The following is a 19,923-nucleotide window of genomic DNA, read 5'->3' as shown; positions in this document are numbered from 1 at the left end:
GCTCATTAATGAACCAACCCAATTATTACCTGCTCACCCCCGGGCCAATCACCACCTCACGCACGGTAAAAGAAGCCATGCTGACGGACTGGGGCTCCTGGGATCAGGACTTCAATCAGGTCACCCAGACGGTGCGGGATAAGTTGCTGGCCGTCGCCAATTCCCAGGACACCCATGTTTGCGTACCTTTGCAGGGCAGCGGCACTTTCGCCGTGGAAGCGACCCTGGGAACTCTGCTTGGCCCGCAGGACAAGCTGCTGGTGCTGATGAACGGCGCCTATGGGCAACGCATCGCCAAAATCTGCGACTACCTCAAGCGCCCCTACGTCTGCATCGACACCGGCGACTACCTGCCTCCCGACCCGAACGCCATAGCGGAATTGCTGCGTCAGGACGCCAGCATTACCACCGTGGCGGTGGTGCACTGCGAGACCAGCTCCGGGATTTTGAATCCCGTGGAGGCCATCGCGGAAGTGGTCAACGCCGCCGGCCGCAAGTTGATCATCGACTCCATGAGCGCTTTTGGCGCCCTGCCCGCGGACGCCAGGCGACTGGGCTACGCCGCGCTGATTTCCTCCGCCAACAAATGCTTCGAAGGAGTTCCCGGCTTTGGCTTCGCGCTGATTCGCCGGGACCTGCTGGAACAGGCCAAAGGCAACGCTCACTCGCTGAGCATGGACCTCTATGACCAGTGGGCTTATATGGAGAAAACCGGCCAGTGGCGCTACACCCCGCCGACCCATACGGTGGCGGCGTTCGCTCAGGCGCTGCGGGAATATGAGATGGAAGGCGATGCTCCCGGACGTCTGGCCCGCTATACCCGTAACCGCGATCAACTCGTCGCCGGCATGCGCCAACTGGGTTTCCAGACCCTGCTGGAGGAACGCTGGCTGTCGCCCATCATCGTCACCTTTTTATCGCCTGACGATCCCAACTTTGATTTCAAACGCTTCTATCAGGAACTGAAGCGGCGGGGCTTCGTGATCTATCCGGGTAAACTGACCCAGACCGAAAGCTTCCGCATCGGCTGCATCGGCAAAATCGACACGCCGGAAGTGGCGCGCCTGCTGCAAGCCGTCAAAGACACCCTTATCGCTATGGAGATCTCACTGTCATGAGTTACGCCTATCAACGTTTCTACCGCGGCCCCATTGAAGCCGTTATTTTCGACTGGGCAGGCACCACCTACGATTTCGGCTCGATGGCGCCGATTCGCGCCTTTCAGAATCTGTTCGCCGAGCAAGAGATTCCCATCACCCTGGCGGAGGCCCGCGAGCCTATGGGGACGGAGAAGCGTGAGCACATCACGCGAATCCTGACCATGCCGCGAGTGCGCGAAGCCTGGAGAGAAAAATATGGCGCGCTGGCGAGCGAGGCGGACATTGATCGCCTGTATCACGCCTTCGTGCCCATGCAGATCGAGGCCATTCGCGAATGCGCCCGCCCTATCCCCGGCCTGATGGAAACCGTCGCCTGGCTGGAGCGACGCAATATCAAAATCGGCGCGAATACCGGCTATAACCGCGACATGCTGGACGTTCTGGCGGACATCGCCGCAGCCCAGGGCTATCGTCCCGCCAGCAATGTGTGCGCAACGGACGTCCCCAGAGGACGCCCTTATCCTCACATGAGCCTGAAGAACGCGTTGGAGCTGGGCGTCGGCGACGTGCGCGCCTGCATCAAAGTCGACGACACCCTGCCCGGCATCGAAGAAGGCCTGGCCGCAGGCATGTGGACCATCGGCGTCACCACCTCCGGCAATGAAGTCGGCTTAAGCCAGGAAGACTGGACCGCCCTGGACAGCGCCAGCAAAACTGTCTTGCGGGAACAGGCGCAAGAGCGTTTTCGTCGCGGCGGCGCTCACGTCATTATCGGCAGCGTGGCGGATCTGCCAGCCGCCGTTGAATATATCGAGCGCTGGCTGGCGCAAGGCCACGGCCCGGACACGACTGGTCTGGCGGGCGTCACCTTAACCGCAGCGGGAGTTTCCCTAAGGTGACATGGACGGCTTTGGTTTTGGTGCTGATTTCCGCTGTCGCCCATGCGGGCTGGAACTTCTACGGTAAGAAGTCCAGCCCCACCATCGCCTTTTTCTTTCTGGTGACCCTGTTTGGTTTTCTGCTGTTCGCGCCGATTCTGTTCGCGCATACACAGCTGATCGCCGCCTTTGACGCCCGGATTCTGTTGCTGTTGCTGGCGACTGGCTTGTGTCAGGCCGTGTATTTGAGCGCTCTGGCGGCGGCTTATCAAGCCGGGGATATGTCCATTGCGTACCCCATTGCGCGCTCGTCGCCGCTGATTATCGTCTGCCTGACCGCCTTCGCTCTCGGCCAACGCGACAGCATCAGCGCGCAGGCGATGGTCGGCGTGGCGTTGATTGTAGGTGGGTGTCTGTTTATCCCCATGACCCGTTTCCGCGACCTGCGCTGGTCCAACTACGGCAATCGCACCACCGCCTTCGCCCTGCTGGCGGCTCTGGCCACCGCCGGATACTCCATTGTCGACGACGCCGCCACCAGTCAGATGCGAGGACTGCTCGATCCCATCAGCGGACGGCCCTGGGCGGACCCGCTCCAGGTGTCTTTGGTCTACGTCACCTTGCAGTGCTTAAGCGCTGCGCTATGGATGTCCTTGTTGATCGCTGTCGTCAGCAAAGAACGGAAGCGCCTGAAGCCGTTACTGCGTCACTCTTTGATGCGTTGCGCGGGTACCGCCGCATTTATGACGGGGGCCTATGCGCTGGTGATTCTGGCTATGGCGTTCGCCAGCAACGTCAGCTACGTGGTGGCGTTTCGTCAAGTCAGCATTCCCTTGGGCGTGCTAATGGCGGTAGTGGGGTTCAAGGAAAAACTCTATCCCCCCAAAGTCACGGGCGTCTTCACCACCGTATGCGGGCTGGTCGCCGTGGCGCTTGGGTAGGGTCTGTTAACGTGATTGATGAAAGATGATGAGTACCACAAACCGACATTTTGACGTCATTGTCATCGGCGCCGGCATCCTTGGATGCGCCAGCGCCGATTATTTGAGCGCGCAAGGACAGAAAGTCCTGTTGCTGGATCGACGCGCGCCCGCCAGCGCCACCACCAGCCAGGCCGCCGCCTTGTTGGGACGCGCCCGCGGCGACGCCACCGGGCTGGATATGGTCGACGAAACCTGGCGTGCGATTGAACGCCTGCAAACCAACCTGAAGGAGGACCTGGATCTGCGCGCCTGCGGCAGTCTGCACGCAGGCGTCAGCGCCGCCGCCAGCGCCAAAATTCACGCCCTGGCGGACGAGACGACCAAGCGTCACCGCTCCGTCCGTTATTTGGACACCCATGATTTGCAGGCGCGCCTCCCCTGGTTACAGGCGCCCAAGGACGCCGTGGCGATATTCGTCTCCGAAGACGGCTATATCGACCCCTATCAACTGGCCAGCGCCTATCTGCGCCATGCTCGTCGCTGCGGCGCCAGGTTACAGCTCAATGCCGAGGTCACAGAAATTCTGACGGACAGTCAAGGCGTCTGCGGCGTACGGTGCGCGGATGGCGTCAGCTATTATTCTCGACAGATTGTGGTGACGGGCGGTCCCTGGAGCGCACTGCTATTGCGCCCTTTAGGACTGGCGCCCGCCATGGCGCCGGTGCGCAGCCAATATTGGATCTCCGCCCCGGACGCACACATCCAGGCGGATACGCCAGTTCTGGTTCTACCAGACGCCAACGCCTATGCGCGCCCGGAAGTTGGCGGACTGTTATTCGGACTGCGTGACCGCCAGCGTGTGCATTGTTCGCCGGAGCAACTGCCGGAGGACATCCATCGCTTTAGTTTTAATCAGGACAGCGATGGCCTCGCGTCCCTGGAAGACGGCTATGAAAGCCTCCAGGGTTGGCTGCCCATGCTGGACGATTTAAGGATCGCCGCCTATGTCAGCGGCGTATCCAGCTACACCCCGGACGGACGTTTCCTGATCGGCGCCTTGGAAATCCCTGGATTGTGGCTGGCGTCCGGATGCTGCGGCGGCGGTGTTGGCGCATCCGGCGGCTATGGACGTCTGATCGCCGAACTCGTCAGCGGCGTCAGGCCCTTTACCAACGCCAGCCTGTATGACCCGAATCGTTTTGACGCCCACGACGTCAATCCATTTGATCCCGCCTTTCGACTGCGTTGCGCTTTAGCGCGTGAAGGCAAGGTATCAGGCTAATATTTGCTCTTTATATGACTCACGATGTTAGGTTTTTCTATGCCCTTAGCGCTTTTTGATCTTGATAACACCCTGCTCGCCGGCGACAGCGCGCAAGCCTTTTCCGAATTTCTCGCCGCCCGGGACGACATCGCCACACCGCCCAACTTCTTGGAGCGCAACCAGGATTTTATGGATGACTACGAAGCCGGGGCCCTGGATTTCAACGCCTACATGTCCTACACCCTCGCGCCCCTGGTGGGAATGCCCCCTGCGCAGCTGCAAACGCTGATCCACGCTTATCTGGACACCCACATTAACGCCATGATCCCCTCACGCGCCCGCACTCTTCTGGAAGAGCACCGCCGCGCCGGCGACCCTATCGCCATCGTTTCCGCCACCGGCGCGCATCTGGTGGAGCCAATCGCCGCGCGCCTTGGCGTGGAGCATGTGCTGGCGGTGGACATTGAGACTCGGGACGGCGTAATCACTGGTGCCCTTATCGGGACACCCACTTTTAGAGAAGGCAAAGTCACCCGGGTGCAGGCATGGGCGGCGCAGCAGGGTTGGGACTATCACAGCGCCGCCTTTTACAGCGACTCCCATAACGACCTGCCGCTGCTGGAGGCTGTCAGCCGCCCGGTAGCGGTTGATCCCGACCCGGTGCTGCGACGCATTGCCACCGAGCGTAGCTGGGAAATCCTGTCGCTAAGAGATGACAAGGCGCATTCATGATAAGCCATCAATTTCTGACTGAATTGGAACGCCTGTTCAGCCTCTATGGAAACAGAAGCTACGGCGAACACTGCACCCAATACGAACACATGGCGCAATGCGGCTGGTGGGCGCAGCGACAAGGCGGCTCAAACGCGCTAATCGGAGCCGCCTTTCTACACGATGTCGGACACCTGCTGGCGGAAGATCGCGACCTGCCCGACCGGGATCAATGGGGCTATGTCCATCACGATAGTCTCGCCGAATCCTGGCTACGGGAACACGGACTGCCGGAGAGCCTGATCAGGCCCATCGGCATGCATGTGCAGGCGAAACGTTATCTGGTGGCGACTCGGCCTGAGTACGCCAAAGGACTATCCGTCGTCAGCCAGGCCACCCTGGCGCAACAAGGCGGTCCGTTCACCGAAGAACAATGCCGCGAGTTTGAGGCTGCCCCCGCCTTTCATGACGCCATTCGCCTGAGGGAACTGGATGAGTTAGGCAAGGCGGAAGAGTTTGAATTGCCGCCGCTGAAAGAATGGGTGTCCTGGTTAGAGCGGCATTTTAGCTACCAGACTCAATGAACCTTATTTGACAGTTCAAATCATTTATATTCAATATATTAACAAAAGAACTTAAACCTATTTATAACCATAGATAAGACCGCTTTTTCTGGCTAATCGCTGGTATGCCTCGACTAATCACCGCCACTTTAAGATGGGTGTCCGGATAAGCGTTAAGATGGGTGTCCTGATAAGCTGGGGTTACAGGTTGAGGCCCGCCACCGTTCGATTTTTGAACACGTCATCCTCCACCAGTTTGCAGATCTTGCCCGATTGGACATTGAAATTGACGTAGCCAACGGACTCCAGCGGCATTTTGATCCACCAGGCGATAACGAAAGTAGCGGCGTAAGCGTGGGTGGAGATGATGGTTTTGTCCCCCAGGGTCAGGCCGTCGAGAAAGTCATAGATGCGGGAGACGAAGTCTCGTTTGGTTTCGCCGCCCTCAATGACGGCATGATCCAGGCGATTGTCTCCCGCCACAGGAACGATTCGCTCATCCAGCCACTGTTGCAGTCGCCCTTCAGCCACTCCGTAGGACATTTCTCTCAGTTGTGAAGTCAGCTCAACGGTTGAGTTAATCGCTGCAGCGATCCGATCTGCGGTTTGCGCCGCTCGTTTCAGGTCCGATGAATAGATATCCGCCTTGTGCGCGTCCAATATTTGCAGACGCTGTCCTAGCTCGCCTGCATCCTTGCAGCCCTTTTCTGTCAGCTCAGAGTCATACCAGCCTCCTACCCGTTTGTCGACATGATGTTGGGATTCAGTGTGGGTGACGACATACAATTCTTTCATTGTGAATCCATAAATATCATAGAGTTAGAATGGAAAGTAAAAGTCAGACTACGATAGTCCCTTGCTCTTTGGTAGTGCTTGGATATGGAAAAATAAGGATTGTGGTCACTAACTGGCTTTCTTAAGCCCAGACCTGTTTATCTAAATCATGGCGATTAAGGGGACTGTGGAGTAGCCATGGGATTGAACTGTGCAATCAGACCTTCTTCCCGCATCGCCGTCAACGTCGCCTCCAGAGCGGGCGCCAAGTCCTGATTGCGTTTGTGCACATACAAATAGGTCGGGACGCTTTCCAGCACACCGGCTTTGTGAATGCTGGCGTGAGAAAACTCCTCCGCGTGCAGCAACGGATCGACCACAAAGTCGAGATCGATGTACAGATCCGTCCGCCTCGCCTGCAGGCGGCGCAAGCCCAGGTTGGCGTTGGCGACGAATTCCACCGGGCCCAGCTGCTTGATTTTAGGAAGTTCTTCCTCACAGTTCCTGACGCCTAAGCGGCAATCCACTCGCAAACCCTGTCCAGCGAGGCTACGCCAGCCGGTCACCCGCAAACTGGGAGACAACGCATAAGCGGTAAAGCTCACCTCCCACAAAGGCGCGTTGATTCTTATCAGGTTCGGGTGCGCCGCTTCATACCCCGCCACGCGGCTGGGCAAACCGTCCACCAGGCCAGAGTTAGCCAGCGCGCCACAGCGCTTGGAGGGGAAGGTTTTCATCTCAAACTCCATGTTTAGGCGGCGAAACACTTCGGTATAGAACAGCTTGTACTGGCGACCCTGTTCGGTTTCCGCCACTTGCGAAGACACCACCAGCACCATTTTGCGGGCGGCATAGGTGGGCGTTGTACTGAGAGCGAGAACACAACCAAGCAACATCAGGCGCAACGCCAACAGACGGGATGCGCGGCTTCCAGATATGAGCATGAGGCAGAACGGCATCAATCGGCGGACAAACATACTTCAAGCATAGTTGGAAAACGTCAGGACGCCATGCTCGCGCGAGCCTCAAGCGATATCCCGCTTGAAACGGCTCATGGGAAAACGTGAGCCAGGGCATTGCGTCGACTCCCCCGGAGTCATGCCATGGCCCGTGACATTCGCGGCGGGAATGTCGTAGCGGGTCATCAATGCCCGGGTCAGCTTGACTAAAGCCTGGTACTGAGGCTCAGGCACGTCGCGTTTTTCAAAGTCGCCAATCAGGCATACGCCAATGCCGAGAAAATTACGCGTCAGATTATGCAGCGTCAGATGCCCACCCCAGATGTCATATTCCTGTCGCCAGTCGCTGGCCACTTCTCCCATAGCGAGTCCATGACCGTTGCCGATGACGTAGTGATAAGGAATGGCATGAATGGGATCGTGAGGCTGACGCTCTCGATGTACCCGTTGCAGAAACGCGATATCTCCAGAGGCGCCGCCGCTGTGGTGAATAACGATATAACGCCAGCGACGCGGCCAGCTCCAGACTCCCAGCCCCGCCACCGCAAACAGCGACGAGGCGAGAATAAACTTGCGGCGGTTCATAAGGTTCGTAGCGGCCTCGTCCTTCCCGGTGTTCCTGGCGCCTGGGATTGATACAGCGGCTTACTATATCTCGCTTACTAATGCTTACCAGGACACCCATATTAGTCGAAGCGTTCAGTGCTTACCAGGACACCCATATTAGTCGAAGCGTTCAGTACTACCTTCTCCTCTATCGCCGCGCAAGTTAAACGTCATTCAGCCGCCTGTTCTACGCTTTTGCGTGATGGTTCAGGCTGCGCTCAAATTACGACTTGCTTCGGGCGCTTCAAAGACGTGATACGCTTCGGGTCCAAAGGGGTCGAGCGCCGTATCAAGGTGGCAGTAGTTCTCCGGCACCGGCTCGCCTGACATTACCACGTAAAACAGCCGGGGTTGCGAAGGTATTTCCACCGCCAGGGGTTCCTCTACCCAGATAAACACCGCTTTCTCCGTCACCAGATATTCAGAACGAACAATCCTGCTGCCTTCTCGCAGCATGATACGATTGACGGTTTGCGGCCCTTCAAGACGATATTTGTGGATAGCTTTCATCATAATGCTTACCTGTTGCTTGCTTCGGTTTCAGTCTGGCAAAGCTAACAGATCGAGAAAAGCAGTTTTAAACGTCCTTTTAATACGGTTTTTTCGATCTCAAAGCCTTTTTAGATACTCAAGACGCCGAACGACGCAAACAAATCGCCTCCACCGCCGGATTACCTGAGCGGGCGCTACGCGTGACCGCGTACAGCCGCTCAGTCACCGCTTCGATGCTGCCCACCAGCTCCACTTGATACTGCCGCAATACTTCCTCACAAATGACGGTCGGAGCGGCGAATACGCCCAGGCCGCGCGCGCCGAACACTTTGACCAATGCGCTGTCGTCAATTTCCGCTTTGATGACCGGCTTGACCCCATGATCACCCAGCCATCGCATCAATTGCTGAAAATACGGCGACTCCAGAGTCATCGCTAATAATGGCTGTCCATCCAAGCTAAGGGGGAAGTTTTTGCGCAAGGTGCGCGCCAAATCAGGCCTGGCGAACAGGCTGATGCTGGAGCTTTCCAGCTCGCGCCAGTGGGTCTGGCTGTCGCGTTGCAGGGGCGGTAAGCGGTCCGCCAGCACAATATCCAGGCGATAACTCAGCAGTTCCTGCACCAAATGCTCGACGGTCCCTGAGCGGCAAGATAGTTTGACCTCCCGATCCAGACGCAAGGCCGGCTCCAACATGCGATAGGCGAACAGTTTATGGATTGAAGCAGAAATACCCACCGCCAGACTGATGGAGCGTCCGCTGGTCACCAGCAACGCAACCTGTTGCAGCTCGCCAGCCACCCGGAACATATCGTCCGCGTAACTGAGGACCAGTCGGCCAAGCTGGGTCAGCGTCATGCGCCGTCCCTTGCGATTGAATAACAGGCCGCCCAGCGACTCCTCAAGGGAGGATAATTGCCCACTGAGAGTCTGCGGCGCCAGATTGAGTTCCTTGCTGGCGGCCACCAGCGAGCCCTCCCGCGCAATCACCCAGAAATAATACAGATGTTTAAAGTTCAGCGATTTCAGCATCAATGCGGCTCTCCCTACCTGTCTGCTACCTCTCTGTTTAGCAGAAGCAAGGGGGATGTTGAAACCCGAAGAACATTAAAGCGCCCGCCTGTTCGCGCCGTGATGCTTTCGCGCACAAAAAGTGGGTGTCCGTTCAATGATTTTGATAATGACCGGAAGGTAGTAGAGTTAGTAGGAGTTAGTAAGAGATAGTAGGACACCCAGTAAAAGCGCTTCGACAAGCTCAGCGCGAACGGGTGGGTTTGGGATTGAGTTTTAGGGGTAGACAATTGGCTGGCTTGGCGGCAAGCCTTGGGGAAACCGGATCGGACAGGGTCTACGACGGGTGTCTTGCTAACGTTGCGCTATTAGCGTTGAGACCGTAACCCCTTCAAAAACCTGGGGTTACGTCACACTCAAATTGTGGGTGTCCTGTTAAGAACACCATGGCTGAGCCCCCGCAAGCATGGGGGCCCATCGCACCTTAGTGGTGGGTGTCCTACTAGTGCTATTAGTGTAAAAGTGGGTGTCCTGTTAACTAGGCGACTAGAAGCTAACTGCTGCTTCCAGGGCGATTTCCACCATGTCGTTAAAGCTGGTGCGTCTTTCTTCCGGGCTCAATCTTTCACCGCTTAACAGATGGTCGCTGACGGTGCAAAGCGCCAGGGCTTTGCCGCCACACCCCGCGGCCACGCCATAGAGTCCGGCGGCTTCCATCTCCACCGCCTTGACGCCATGGGCGGAGAGACGTTCTGTTAAGCCGGGATCGGCGGCGTAGAACAGGTCTGTGGTGAACAAAGCGCCAACATGATATCGCGTCTCCCGACGTCGGGCGGCGGTTACCACTGGCTCCAGCAAATCGTAGTCGGCTATGGCGGCGAAGTCGTAATGGTTGAGGCGCACGCGGTTCACCAAGGAGTCCGTTCCCGCGCCCATTCCGATAACGATGTCGCGCACTTTCACTTCATCGCGAATAGAACCGCAGGAGCCGATGCGAACGATATTTATCACGTTGAACTGGGTATATAGCTCATGGGCGTAGATGGAAATGGAGGGTACCCCCATGCCTGACCCCATGACGGAAAGTCTGCGTCCACGGTACTCACCGGTGTACCCCAGCATGCCGCGTACATCGTTCACCAACACGGGTTTCGCCAGATAAGTCTCCGCGATGTGTTTGGCTCTGAGCGGATCGCCCGGCATCAAAACGGTATCTGCAAAGTCGCCAGGATTAGCGGCGATATGAGGAGTGGCCATAATCGTCTTCCTTATGTGATGAGGTGAAACAGAGGGCGCGCATCCCGGCGCCCGGGGATAATTTAATGGGCCGCTGGCGCGAGAAAGGATTCGCCGAAGTCCAGTTGGCCAAGATGAAAGTAGTCCGCCAGCGTCTGACCGATATCAGCGAACGTCTTTCTGGCGCCGATAAAGCCATGTGGCGCGCGTTTGCCGTACATCAGGATGGGAATATGCTCCCGTGTATGATCGCTGCCAGGCCAGGTAGGATCACAGCCGTGATCCGCCGTCAGAATCAGCAGGTCGTCATCTTTCATGGCGCCCAGGATGTCCGGCAACATGGTGTCGAAATCTTCCAGCGCCTTCGCATAGCCAGTGACGTCGCGACGGTGGCCGTAAAGCATGTCGAAGTCCACCAGATTGGTGAAAATCATCGTGTCTTGCTCATTTGTCGCGCCGTCAGTCTCGTTCATCGCTGTCAGGGTCGCCTCCACCAGCGCGCATAACCCGTCCGCCTTGACCGCACGACTGACGCCTTTGCCGGCATAGATATCGGAGATTTTGCCAATGGCGACCACCTCCCCTCCGGCAAGGCTCAGCTTATCCAGCAGCGTCGGCTTATGGGGCGGCGTGGCGAAATCACGGCGAGCGCCGGTGCGACGAAAATCTTCCGGCGAAGCGCCCACAAAGGGACGCGCGATGACGCGGGCGATATTATAGGGATCGATGTGCTTGCGGGTGATTCGGCACAGCTCATACAAGCGTTGCAGGCCAAAGGATTCTTCATGACAGGCGATCTGAACCACGCTATCCGCGCTGGTATAAAAAATCGGCTTGCCCGTCGCCATATGCTCCTTTCCCAGATCCACAATAATCTGGGTGCCGGAGGCATGAACGTTGCCCAGCACGCCGGGCAGCCCGGCTTCTGCGACAATGGCGTCAAGCAACTCCAGCGGGAAACTTTGCTGCTTATCGGTGAAATAGCCCCAATCGAAAAGCACGGGAACGCCAGCGATTTCCCAATGTCCGGAAGGCGTATCTTTGCCGGAGCTCAGCTCTTCCGCAAAGCCATAGGCGCCAAGTATGGCGGGCGTGGACTCCAACCCCGGCGCCGCGACGCCGCAACTGGCTTCTCCCGCCTTGCCCAGGCCCAGCCGATTCATGTTGGGAAGCCGCAATGGCCCTGCTCTGCCCTGGCTATCGCAAGCGCCGGCGGCGCAGGCTTCAGCGATATGCAATAAGGTGTTGGCGCCGGTGTCGCCGAAACGCGCCGCATCGGCTGTGGCGCCAATGCCAAAGCTGTCCAGTACGATTAATATTGCCCTGCTCACACTCTCTCCTTAAAAGTAACTTCTGTCTCCATGACGGTTCGTTGTTATTGTGCTATCGGCGCTCGTTGGCGCGATCTACGTCTTGCAGTGTAGATCAATATTCCAATGTGGCGTGGTCGGAACCGTGCCCTAATAACACCAGCAGGTTATGCAACAAGCTGCTGGCGCCAAAGCGGAAGTTGTCTGGAGACACCCAGTCGTCGCCCATGATATTCATCGCCAGACTGAGGTAGAGCCGCGCCTGCTCAGGCGTGCCGACCCCGCCAGCGGCTTTAAAACCAACCGGCGCGCGAGACTCGCGTATGCAGTTGAGCATGACTTCCGCCGCGTCCAGCGTCGCATTGACCTTTACTTTTCCAGTGGATGTCTTCAGAAAATCCGCGCCGGCGGCGATCGCCAATTCACTGGCTCGCTGCACGTAATTCGGGGTTTTTAATTCGCCTGATTCAATGATGACCTTCAACGGCACAGCTTCGCCGCAGGCGGCTTTCACCGCAGCGACTAACTTACGCCCCGTGTTTTCATCTCCCGCCAGCAGGGCTTTATAGGGAAACACAAGGTCGATCTCATCCGCGCCGGCGCGGATCGCTTCGGTGGTTTCCACAATTACCGCGTCGGCCGGCGATTCGCCGTGAGGGAAGTTCACCACGGTCGCCACTTTCACCGGCGCATCGCTCAAACTTTGCTTCGCCAACGCGACAAAACGGGGATATACGCACACTGCCGCCACCCAGCCTTCCGGGGTGCGCGCTTTCTGACAAAGTGCGGTGATGCTGGCGTCCGTGTCCGCTTCGTTAAGCGAAGTCAGGTCCAACAATGGGATAGATAATCGGGCGGCTTCTTGTAGTGTCAAACGTCTCATTCCTGGTTCCTTGGTCACATATAAAAATCCTAAAAGCGCATTATTATGCGCAGATACCCACGCTTCAAAACGGATATAAATCAAATTTCATCGTCATACCGCAATTCTCCGCCTCAGTTGCAAAAGCCGTCTACAACCATCCCTTGCGCTTGAAATACAAATAGGGCGTCACTGCAGACACAATCATCAGACCGATCGCCCAGGGATATCCCAACAGCCATTTCAGCTCAGGAATATAGTTGAAGTTCATGCCGTAGATACTGGCGATCAAAGTGGGTGGTAACAAAACCACAGAGACGATGGAGAAAATTTTAATGATCTGGTTCTGGTGAATATTGATGAAACCTTGTGTGTAATCCATCAAGTAGTTGATCTTCTCAAACAAAAATGTGGTGTGAGACATCAACGTCTCCACATCGCGCATAATTTCCTGGCAGGTCTGCTGCATCTCCGGCCAGGGCTTGGCGTGGCGCTGCAGAAAGGAGATCGCGCGTTCCGTGTCCATCAGGCAAAGACGCACCTTGCCGTTTAGATTCTCCACTCGCGCCAGGCCGCCGATAGCAGCCTGCAAGTCCCCGCCCTGCTCCAGCACCTGATGGCTGATATGGTCGAGTTTACGATGGGTGTCCTCTATCACATCCGCCAGATTCCCCACTTTTTGCTCCAGCAGCGCCACCAACAGTTGGGCGGGGCCAGCCACTTCCACCTGACCTTTCTCCGCCCGCGTCCGGAATAATCCGAAGTCCGCGCAATCGCTCTGTCGCAAGGTAATCAGCCGCTGTGTCTGCAATATAAAAGCAACCGTGACCGTTCTCGGTCGGCCGTCCCCATTCGACAAAAACAGCGAGTGCACGTGCACGCCGTTAGCGTCAGTGAAAAACCGCGCGGAAGACTCTATCTCCTCCACCGCCGATGACTCCGGCAAATCCTCAGGCAACAAAGCATTCAGCAGTTCGCGCTCCGCCGCATCCGGCGCCTGCGCATCAATCCAGGAAGCCGCCTGCAGCGTCTCTTTGGACACAGAAGACGAAACCTCATGAACTCCGTTATCCCTGATCGTAAACAACTTCAGCATGCTGATTCCTTATGTTGTACAGGTTGGTTTGTGGCAAGGGCGTCTGGGGGGCGTCGATTAACGGCTGTCGCGTAACTCAGCTCTTATTAGGACACCCATGCTTATCACTTATCAGGACACCCATAATTAGCGCTGTATTTAAACATCGACTTAGTAGGACACCCACTTTTGCCGGCAGAGAAACATTCTGCCGCCGTGCAGGCTCTCATAATCAGCGAGCGCATCGCCGCCGTACAAATTACTGGGACACCCACAATTAGCCAGTTAAACAGATGTAATAAATCCCTGCATCTGAGCAGTAGGTTGCGCACCTTTGGACTAGATCCCTTTTAGCCCCTTTGGGTAATCGTTTGGGAACGGTTCCCAACCTAGACTCGAAAACGTATCACGTTAATAACAGGCATCGCCAAGCCTGACCGCCAATGAACCTAATTAAAGCAATAAGGAAGGACACCCATGATTTCATCCCACTGGCGCAGACGTGCGCTCGCCCTCTCAATCGCAGCGGGAGCTGGCTTCGGCCATTGCGCTTTCGCTGCGGAAAATCTGGCGCACATGCGGCCTGTCACCACGTCTTCTGTCGAGTCCAGCGACCTCAGCGGCTACATGGCCGTCGACGGTGACGCCAGCACTCGCTGGGGTAGCGCCTACGGAAATTCAGCCTGGATCTATGTGGACCTGGGTGAAAAGCGATCCATATCCCGCGTCAGGCTTACGTGGGAGGCAGCATACGCTAAAGCCTATGACATACAGGTCTCCAACGACGCCTCATCCTGGACGACTGTCCGTTCCGTCACTAACGCAGACGGAGACATAGACGATCTGACCAACCTGAACGCAGCCGGCAGATACGTCCGCATCAAAGGTAAAAAGCGCGGAACCGAATACGGCTATTCGTTGTGGGAAATAGAAGTTTATGGCGCGGATTCAAACAGCGGCGGAGAAAAATCCGTCACGCTTTACGAGGACACCCACTTTAAGGGCTATGCCGTTGAGCTTCCTGTTGGCGACTACAACTTAACCAGCCTGATTTCCCGTGGCGCACTGAATGACGACCTGTCCTCCGCGCGAGTTCCCAGCGGCCTGAAGCTGGAAGTGTTTCAGCACAACAACTTCAAAGGCGTACGTGACCTCTACACGTCTGACGCAGCGGAGCTAAACCGCGACGACGATGCCTCCTCAGTACGCGTCTCCAAAACGGAGACAACGGACGGTGGCTCCGATGAGCACCCGGATTGGCAGTCGGGACATAACTACGTGGAAGGAGACATCGTCCGCTACAAAGGGAAGCTGTATATCGCCGTTCACGCCAATCCTGGCTATGACCCGGTCATCAGCCACTGGTTCTGGGATGAGTATCAAGGTGGCGAAGATGGTGGTGACTCGGGCGACGGCAATGATGATGGAGACAACGGAGACGACTCCGGCGCTAATTGCGCCGCGGGCAATAACTGGAACGAAGCCAATCTGACCAATTACGAGTCTTATCCTGATCCCAACAGCGAAGAGTGCATCAAGTACAACGGCTGTGAATGGGCTGGCCAGTTCGCGGGCCTGGATGGCGTGCAGCCGGAAAGCTGGGTCAAAGCCCACAATATCGCGGCGGTTCACTCCAAAGACTTCAACTGGTTGAACGGTAAAACGCTACGGTTACGTCAGGGCGGTAAGGAAATCGATGTGGTCGTGTACGACATGTGCGCCGATTCGGATTGCGATGGCTGTTGCACGCAAAACCTGGGTCGTACGGGTTATCTCATCGACATTGAGAAGTACACCATGCAACGTTTTGGGACCGGTTCAGGCACGGTCCAGTGGCAGGTGTGCGACTGATCTTTCTCGGCTCCACGATCTCAATCCGGTGGACAGCCACCGGATTTACTTTTCGCTGCTTTCCCTTCGCTAAATAGCTGCTATCTTTTTACTCGCAGATAAAAACCGATGAGCCGTCCTTCAACCGCCGCCCGACTAAAACAAAAAGGATTTTTACGTGGTTGCCTACGTTATTTTCGATTTTGATGGGACTATCGCCGACACCTACTCCTGGTTTCTCAAGAACATCCAAGATATGTCAAAGACCTTCAATTTCCGCTATGTCACCGAGGAAGAAGGCGAAACGCTGAGGGATAAAACCTACGGCGAAATTATGGATTTTTTGGGTATCAGCGCCTGGCGTACGCCCCAATTGGCGAGGGAGTTCAGAAAGCGCGCCGCAGGCAAGATGACCAGCGTCAAACCCTTTCCTCATATCAAAGAGACGCTTCAGCGTTTGACCGATCACGACTACAAATTAGGCATTGGATCGTCCAATTCCGAGAGCAATATCCGTATGTTTCTCAAACATAATGATCTCGAAGTGTTCGACTACTTCAGTTGCGGCATGTCTTTGTCCGGCAAGGCGCATAAGCTTCGAGCGCTCCTCAAAAACGAAAAAATACAGGCCCATGAGGCGATCTATATCGGCGATGAGTTGCGAGACATAGAAGCCGCACGCAAAGCCGGCCTGAAATGTGGCTCCGTCGCCTGGGGCTACAACACCTTCACACGCCTGAAAGAAGAACAGCCGGATTATTGCTTTGAAACGCCACTGGAAATTGTAGAAAAGCTGGTGGATAGACTTTGATTCGGGCTCTTATTGTGGGTGTCCTGTTAACGGGATTCGTTTGATTCGTTCAGCTCCGCACGCTCTTGCGTTACTCAGACCAAAAGTAATCTGGAGTTAGCGCCGCCAGGAATCCGCCTGTAACCCAGCTTGGCGCAGACTGATTTCAGCCGATAGAAGGCGCCAACCCAACCTCTGAAGCGACTCTCAAATTTAAGACTGGCCGTCAGCCAGTGATCAGGATCGAAGTTCAAGCGTTGCAATATCGGCGGATAACTTTGATGGATATAGCCAGGTTTATCCTCCCTTTGCGCTCTTCCCGTCCAATCCACCAGCGCCAGATAGTCCTCCAGGGCGAATGGAATACCCTGAGAGGATTTATTACGATTTGAGCCTGTAAACGGCATGAGTTTAGCGGGCTGATGCGGTTGCTCACTTTTGAATGCATCGATGCGGCGTTGGATGGAGGTGTACGAGCTTTCTTCCGGCGTCCTCGCCAAATTAGCGCGCACGGGATTTAAGTCGACATAAGCCAGGCATGCCAGCAATGCTTTTTCGTCCAGCAGCGCTTGGGACTTGAAACGACCTTCCCAAAACCGGCCAGTACAGCCATCTTCCCGGTTCGCCATTCTTGCAATGGGCTCGTTCAGGCAGCGCATAAACCAACTGATGCAGGCAAGCCGCTGTCGCCAGACAGTAATCTGCTTTTTCAGAATACGGAAGTGAGCGTCTTCTATCGGCTCGCCTCGTAAATAACGCCAACTCAGTTCGGTCCCGGTAAAAAGTTTATTCCAGCGATGTACGACTTCTCTGTCGCTCCATGATGCCGCGCGACTTGTATTGACATGAAGCACAACATGGAAGTGATTACTCATCACCGCGTAGGCGCACACATCCATGGAGAATACAGAAGAAAGGAATAATATGCGGGACTCTACCCATTTGCGGCGATGAGAATAATCGCGGCCATCGGTATCCTGACCGCATAAATACGCTTGCCGCACACAACGTGAGATACAGTGGTAAAAAGGCGTGGCTTCGACGGAAATCTGCGCACTCCGTGGCTTTGGCATGGTTTTCATCCTTGAATTAACGTCACAAAGTGCTGGCTATATAACCAGTATTGTTGGTGGTCGTCAAGTGTGGGGATCGGGCAATGAGGCCATAATAAAATGGACACCCACTCTAATACAGTGGGTGTCCTGATAAGCTCATGCGTTTATTCGCAGCACTTTTTCAGCCGCTTCAAGGCCCTACAGCTCTCTATAACCCCCTACAACTCTTCTGCAATCTCCAGCAGGTAGGCCGCCACTTCTGTTGGTTGAGTCAGGTTTGGGCAATGCCCGGTGGCCATCGAATAAGTACGACGAACGCCTCCTTGTGCAGCCATCTGCCTCTGCGCCGCAAGCGGTACAGCGTTGTCCTCTGTTGTTTCGATGTAATACTTCGGAATGGCTCCGCAACGCTCATCAGTGATGCTCAGCTTTTCAAACAACGGAGCAGCTGGTTCCGCCACCATGTATTTGGCGGCTTCGCTAAAGGCTTCCGCAGACGCATCCTGAGCAAAGGCGGCGTGAACTTTTTCGGCAGCGACGTAGGCTTCCGTCTTATCGTCTGACAAGTAGAAGTTATCCACCGCTACAGAGCCCGTGACTCCCGCCACGGCATCGCCAAATGAACCGCCATTGGGCAACAAGAACGCGGTGAGATAAACCAGACCGCGAATTTTCTCTGGTCGCGCCTCAGCCACCTGGCTGATGGTGACGCCCGCGAAGCTATGGCCGACCAGGATAACTGGCTGCTCTGCGCGATCCACCGCTTCAAGCACTGTCGCCACATAATTCTGCAGCCGGATATGTTTGGCTGGTGTTTGATCCGCTCCATGACCCGGTAAGTCAGGTGCGATAACAGTATGTCCCTTGGCCGTCAATTGATCCGCCACCTGCTTCCAAGCCCAAGCGCCCTGCCATGCAGCGTGTACAAGAATATATGTGCTTTTCATAGATACCTCTGTGTTAAACGACAAACGTTGAAATGGGTGTCCGGTTACTAAAGTGGGTGTCCTGGTAAGCTCAGGCGCTTTGCTGTGGGTTCAGGCTCTGAACGCTGAAGTCATCCTGCGCCAGCTTCCATTCGCCGCTGTCCTGCTTCACCCACAGCTCTTTGCTGATAAAGCCGTTGGCGATATTCATGCGCCAGTTCGCGGAAAGGACGGCGCTTTTGGCGTCGATAACTTTGACGCTGACGTCCAGATACTCAAGTTGCGAGGGATTGAGGTTGGCGAAATCGCGCCAGAATAAGGCGATAGCGCCGGCGCCTTTGAACTCTCCAACCGGGTCCACACGCATGGTGGCATCGGGCAGGTAACCGGAAAGGCAACCTTCAACATCGCCACGGTTAAAGCAGGCAATCCATTCTCTGCTGGCGCTCAGGACTTCTTCGATAACGATTTGGGACATTTCACTTTCCTCTCTTGCTGTTTTGGGAGCGGGAGGAATAATATTCGAATCCAATAACGCAATAATTAGCTCTTTTTAAAACTCAATGTTTAGAAATAATGAACAAAAGGCGCTTCCCTATCGTATGCTGGTCTTTCATGAGGTGGTGAAGTGCGGATCTTTTACCGGCGCCGCAGAGAGCTTGGGACATACCCGGTCAGGTATCAGCACCTATATCAGTCAATTGGAAACCTTGGTGGGTACAAAGCTGCTGAGTCGTAGCACCCGGCGACTGCATCTGACACCCGCAGGACGCCAGTTCGCACTGCGCTGCGAGCAAATGGCGGAAACACTGCAACTGGCGGTGGATGAGTTACAGGATTTTGAGCAAGAGCCTCAGGGACGGATCGCAATTACCGCTCCTCATGCCTTTGAATCCCTGCTGGTGGAGTCGGTGATAGCCGATTTGTGTCGGCAATATCCAAAGCTGATCGCTGATGTCACTTTTTCCGATCAGAAACTCGATCTGCTTGAACATAAACTGGACATGGCGATCACAGTTGGACCTCAGAAAGACAGCGACTACCACGCGCTAAAACTGGGTGTCCTGCGTTCGTTTCTGGTTGCTTCGCAAGCTTATCAGGACACCCATGGCAAGCCTGATCCCCAGCAGTTGCAAAACCACACGTTGATCCTCCTGCCCTGGCAACACAAAGCGTCTCTGTTCAACAACGGCGAGCAAACTCTTTTACATGCGGGTAAGACAATGCAGGTCAATACGCTGCCGGCGGCGATCAACTATGCTCGCCATGGATTAGGCTTACTGCTGGCCCCATCCATCTTCGTGGCGGACGCCATTGGTCGCGGCGAGCTGGAAAGAGTGGCCCCGGATTGGCAGGCGGAAGACAGAGACGTCTACGCCCTGCATACTTTTGGCAAGCGCCTTCCTTTCATTCTCAGGCAGGCGACGGAGCGGTTGAAGTGGAAGTTGGAATCGTTGGGATAACGCCTGGTTTTCTATTTGGGTGTCTAAATGGACACCCACTTTTACTCTTGCTAGGGCACATTGAGACTGATCGCTCAGCCATTCCGTCTTCACTGCT

21 protein-coding genes are annotated in these 19,923 nt (G+C 55.7%); 9 read left to right on the top strand and 12 right to left on the bottom strand.

The window, feature by feature from the left end; all coding sequences use genetic code 11:
- Nucleotides 1-8: 8 nt before the first annotated feature.
- The 6 genes from ONV78_RS16650 to ONV78_RS16625 are packed head-to-tail and all read left to right on the top strand — an operon-like array spanning nucleotide 9 to nucleotide 5,460.
- Nucleotides 9-1,118 (top strand): 2-aminoethylphosphonate--pyruvate transaminase, encoded by a 1,110-nt coding sequence (locus tag ONV78_RS16650; RefSeq protein ID WP_279504771.1) that lies wholly within the window; start codon nucleotides 9-11, stop codon nucleotides 1,116-1,118.
- Nucleotides 1,115-1,999: a phosphonoacetaldehyde hydrolase gene (phnX, locus tag ONV78_RS16645; RefSeq protein WP_279504769.1), complete on the top strand. Its 885-nt coding sequence runs from the start codon at nucleotides 1,115-1,117 to the stop codon at nucleotides 1,997-1,999. The genes ONV78_RS16650 and phnX overlap by 4 nt, the downstream gene beginning before the upstream one ends.
- Nucleotides 1,996-2,919: an EamA family transporter gene (locus ONV78_RS16640; protein WP_279504767.1), complete on the top strand. Its 924-nt coding sequence runs from the start codon at nucleotides 1,996-1,998 to the stop codon at nucleotides 2,917-2,919. Before phnX ends, ONV78_RS16640 begins: the two co-directional genes overlap by 4 nt.
- 25 nt (nucleotides 2,920-2,944) lie before the next feature.
- Complete coding sequence (locus tag ONV78_RS16635) at nucleotides 2,945-4,183, top strand: FAD-dependent oxidoreductase (RefSeq protein ID WP_279504766.1); 1,239 nt, start codon at nucleotides 2,945-2,947, stop codon at nucleotides 4,181-4,183.
- Nucleotides 4,184-4,222: 39 nt separating this feature from the next.
- Nucleotides 4,223-4,897 (top strand): HAD-IB family hydrolase, encoded by a 675-nt coding sequence (locus ONV78_RS16630; protein ID WP_279504764.1) that lies wholly within the window; start codon nucleotides 4,223-4,225, stop codon nucleotides 4,895-4,897.
- Nucleotides 4,894-5,460: a phosphonate degradation HD-domain oxygenase gene (locus ONV78_RS16625; RefSeq protein ID WP_279504761.1), complete on the top strand. Its 567-nt coding sequence runs from the start codon at nucleotides 4,894-4,896 to the stop codon at nucleotides 5,458-5,460. Before ONV78_RS16630 ends, ONV78_RS16625 begins: the two co-directional genes overlap by 4 nt.
- 180 nt (nucleotides 5,461-5,640) lie before the next feature.
- Here ONV78_RS16625 and ONV78_RS16620 read toward each other — a convergent pair whose 3' ends face one another.
- The 9 genes from ONV78_RS16620 to corA all read right to left on the bottom strand — a co-directional run bounded on the left by ONV78_RS16620 (nucleotide 5,641) and on the right by corA (nucleotide 13,783).
- Entirely contained in the window at nucleotides 5,641-6,234 is a 594-nt protein-coding gene (locus ONV78_RS16620) for a histidine phosphatase family protein (RefSeq protein WP_279504759.1), read from the bottom strand.
- A gap of 155 nt (nucleotides 6,235-6,389) precedes the next feature.
- The gene (locus ONV78_RS16615) at nucleotides 6,390-7,157 is read right to left on the bottom strand and encodes a hypothetical protein (RefSeq protein WP_279504757.1); all 768 of its coding nucleotides are present in this window, start codon (nucleotides 7,155-7,157) and stop codon (nucleotides 6,390-6,392) included.
- A gap of 81 nt (nucleotides 7,158-7,238) precedes the next feature.
- Entirely contained in the window at nucleotides 7,239-7,757 is a 519-nt protein-coding gene (locus ONV78_RS16610) for a peptidoglycan recognition family protein (RefSeq protein WP_279504755.1), read from the bottom strand.
- A gap of 228 nt (nucleotides 7,758-7,985) precedes the next feature.
- On the bottom strand, nucleotides 7,986-8,291 hold the full coding sequence (locus ONV78_RS16605; RefSeq protein ID WP_279504754.1) for a hypothetical protein: 306 nt from the start codon (nucleotides 8,289-8,291) through the stop codon (nucleotides 7,986-7,988).
- A 115-nt stretch (nucleotides 8,292-8,406) separates the two neighbouring features.
- Entirely contained in the window at nucleotides 8,407-9,300 is an 894-nt protein-coding gene (locus ONV78_RS16600; RefSeq protein ID WP_279504752.1) for a LysR family transcriptional regulator, read from the bottom strand.
- A gap of 525 nt (nucleotides 9,301-9,825) precedes the next feature.
- Nucleotides 9,826-10,536 (bottom strand): purine-nucleoside phosphorylase, encoded by a 711-nt coding sequence (gene deoD / locus ONV78_RS16595; RefSeq protein WP_279504747.1) that lies wholly within the window; start codon nucleotides 10,534-10,536, stop codon nucleotides 9,826-9,828.
- Between the two features lie 62 nt (nucleotides 10,537-10,598).
- Nucleotides 10,599-11,846: a phosphopentomutase gene (locus ONV78_RS16590; RefSeq protein ID WP_279504746.1), complete on the bottom strand. Its 1,248-nt coding sequence runs from the start codon at nucleotides 11,844-11,846 to the stop codon at nucleotides 10,599-10,601.
- Nucleotides 11,847-11,940: 94 nt separating this feature from the next.
- Nucleotides 11,941-12,708 carry a deoxyribose-phosphate aldolase gene (gene deoC, locus ONV78_RS16585; RefSeq protein WP_279504745.1) on the bottom strand — a complete coding sequence of 256 codons (768 nt, stop codon included), beginning with the start codon at nucleotides 12,706-12,708 and terminating at the stop codon, nucleotides 11,941-11,943.
- A 130-nt stretch (nucleotides 12,709-12,838) separates the two neighbouring features.
- Nucleotides 12,839-13,783, bottom strand: coding sequence for a magnesium/cobalt transporter CorA (corA, locus tag ONV78_RS16580; RefSeq protein ID WP_279504744.1), 945 nt, complete (start codon nucleotides 13,781-13,783; stop codon nucleotides 12,839-12,841).
- Between the two features lie 456 nt (nucleotides 13,784-14,239).
- Here corA and ONV78_RS16575 point away from each other — a divergent pair, with 456 nt between their 5' ends.
- Nucleotides 14,240-15,613: a discoidin domain-containing protein gene (locus ONV78_RS16575; protein WP_279504743.1), complete on the top strand. Its 1,374-nt coding sequence runs from the start codon at nucleotides 14,240-14,242 to the stop codon at nucleotides 15,611-15,613.
- A 157-nt stretch (nucleotides 15,614-15,770) separates the two neighbouring features.
- Nucleotides 15,771-16,403 carry an HAD-IA family hydrolase gene (locus tag ONV78_RS16570; protein WP_279504742.1) on the top strand — a complete coding sequence of 211 codons (633 nt, stop codon included), beginning with the start codon at nucleotides 15,771-15,773 and terminating at the stop codon, nucleotides 16,401-16,403.
- A 74-nt stretch (nucleotides 16,404-16,477) separates the two neighbouring features.
- Here ONV78_RS16570 and ONV78_RS16565 read toward each other — a convergent pair whose 3' ends face one another.
- From ONV78_RS16565 to ONV78_RS16555, 3 genes are all read right to left on the bottom strand, one after another.
- Nucleotides 16,478-17,455 (bottom strand): transposase, encoded by a 978-nt coding sequence (locus tag ONV78_RS16565; RefSeq protein WP_279504741.1) that lies wholly within the window; start codon nucleotides 17,453-17,455, stop codon nucleotides 16,478-16,480.
- 200 nt (nucleotides 17,456-17,655) lie between these two features.
- On the bottom strand, nucleotides 17,656-18,384 hold the full coding sequence (locus ONV78_RS16560; protein ID WP_279504739.1) for an alpha/beta hydrolase: 729 nt from the start codon (nucleotides 18,382-18,384) through the stop codon (nucleotides 17,656-17,658).
- 70 nt (nucleotides 18,385-18,454) lie between these two features.
- Nucleotides 18,455-18,841 carry a nuclear transport factor 2 family protein gene (locus ONV78_RS16555; protein WP_279504737.1) on the bottom strand — a complete coding sequence of 129 codons (387 nt, stop codon included), beginning with the start codon at nucleotides 18,839-18,841 and terminating at the stop codon, nucleotides 18,455-18,457.
- 124 nt (nucleotides 18,842-18,965) lie between these two features.
- Between ONV78_RS16555 and ONV78_RS16550 the strand changes: the two genes are divergently transcribed.
- Entirely contained in the window at nucleotides 18,966-19,826 is an 861-nt protein-coding gene (locus ONV78_RS16550) for a LysR family transcriptional regulator (protein WP_279504736.1), read from the top strand.
- Nucleotides 19,827-19,923: the final 97 nt, after the last annotated feature.

The sequence above is a fragment of the Hahella sp. CR1 genome (genome assembly GCF_029813005.1).
Classification (GTDB): domain Bacteria; phylum Pseudomonadota; class Gammaproteobacteria; order Pseudomonadales; family Oleiphilaceae; genus Hahella.
This window is presented reverse-complemented; position numbering and strand designations above follow the sequence as displayed.

Coding starts and splice junctions, on each gene's coding strand:
- phnX (WP_279504769.1), top strand. CDS start 1,115: ATGAGTTACGCCTATCAACGTTTCTACCGCGGCCCCATTGAAGCCGTT.
- deoC (WP_279504745.1), bottom strand. CDS start 12,708: ATGAGACGTTTGACACTACAAGAAGCCGCCCGATTATCTATCCCATTG.
- ONV78_RS16610 (WP_279504755.1), bottom strand. CDS start 7,757: ATGAACCGCCGCAAGTTTATTCTCGCCTCGTCGCTGTTTGCGGTGGCG.
- ONV78_RS16615 (WP_279504757.1), bottom strand. CDS start 7,157: ATGCTCATATCTGGAAGCCGCGCATCCCGTCTGTTGGCGTTGCGCCTG.
- ONV78_RS16575 (WP_279504743.1), top strand. CDS start 14,240: ATGATTTCATCCCACTGGCGCAGACGTGCGCTCGCCCTCTCAATCGCA.
- ONV78_RS16625 (WP_279504761.1), top strand. CDS start 4,894: ATGATAAGCCATCAATTTCTGACTGAATTGGAACGCCTGTTCAGCCTC.
- ONV78_RS16620 (WP_279504759.1), bottom strand. CDS start 6,234: ATGAAAGAATTGTATGTCGTCACCCACACTGAATCCCAACATCATGTC.
- ONV78_RS16555 (WP_279504737.1), bottom strand. CDS start 18,841: ATGTCCCAAATCGTTATCGAAGAAGTCCTGAGCGCCAGCAGAGAATGG.
- corA (WP_279504744.1), bottom strand. CDS start 13,783: ATGCTGAAGTTGTTTACGATCAGGGATAACGGAGTTCATGAGGTTTCG.
- deoD (WP_279504747.1), bottom strand. CDS start 10,536: ATGGCCACTCCTCATATCGCCGCTAATCCTGGCGACTTTGCAGATACC.
- ONV78_RS16565 (WP_279504741.1), bottom strand. CDS start 17,455: ATGCCAAAGCCACGGAGTGCGCAGATTTCCGTCGAAGCCACGCCTTTT.
- ONV78_RS16605 (WP_279504754.1), bottom strand. CDS start 8,291: ATGATGAAAGCTATCCACAAATATCGTCTTGAAGGGCCGCAAACCGTC.
- ONV78_RS16560 (WP_279504739.1), bottom strand. CDS start 18,384: ATGAAAAGCACATATATTCTTGTACACGCTGCATGGCAGGGCGCTTGG.
- ONV78_RS16550 (WP_279504736.1), top strand. CDS start 18,966: ATGCTGGTCTTTCATGAGGTGGTGAAGTGCGGATCTTTTACCGGCGCC.
- ONV78_RS16630 (WP_279504764.1), top strand. CDS start 4,223: ATGCCCTTAGCGCTTTTTGATCTTGATAACACCCTGCTCGCCGGCGAC.
- ONV78_RS16635 (WP_279504766.1), top strand. CDS start 2,945: ATGATGAGTACCACAAACCGACATTTTGACGTCATTGTCATCGGCGCC.
- ONV78_RS16600 (WP_279504752.1), bottom strand. CDS start 9,300: ATGCTGAAATCGCTGAACTTTAAACATCTGTATTATTTCTGGGTGATT.
- ONV78_RS16650 (WP_279504771.1), top strand. CDS start 9: ATGAACCAACCCAATTATTACCTGCTCACCCCCGGGCCAATCACCACC.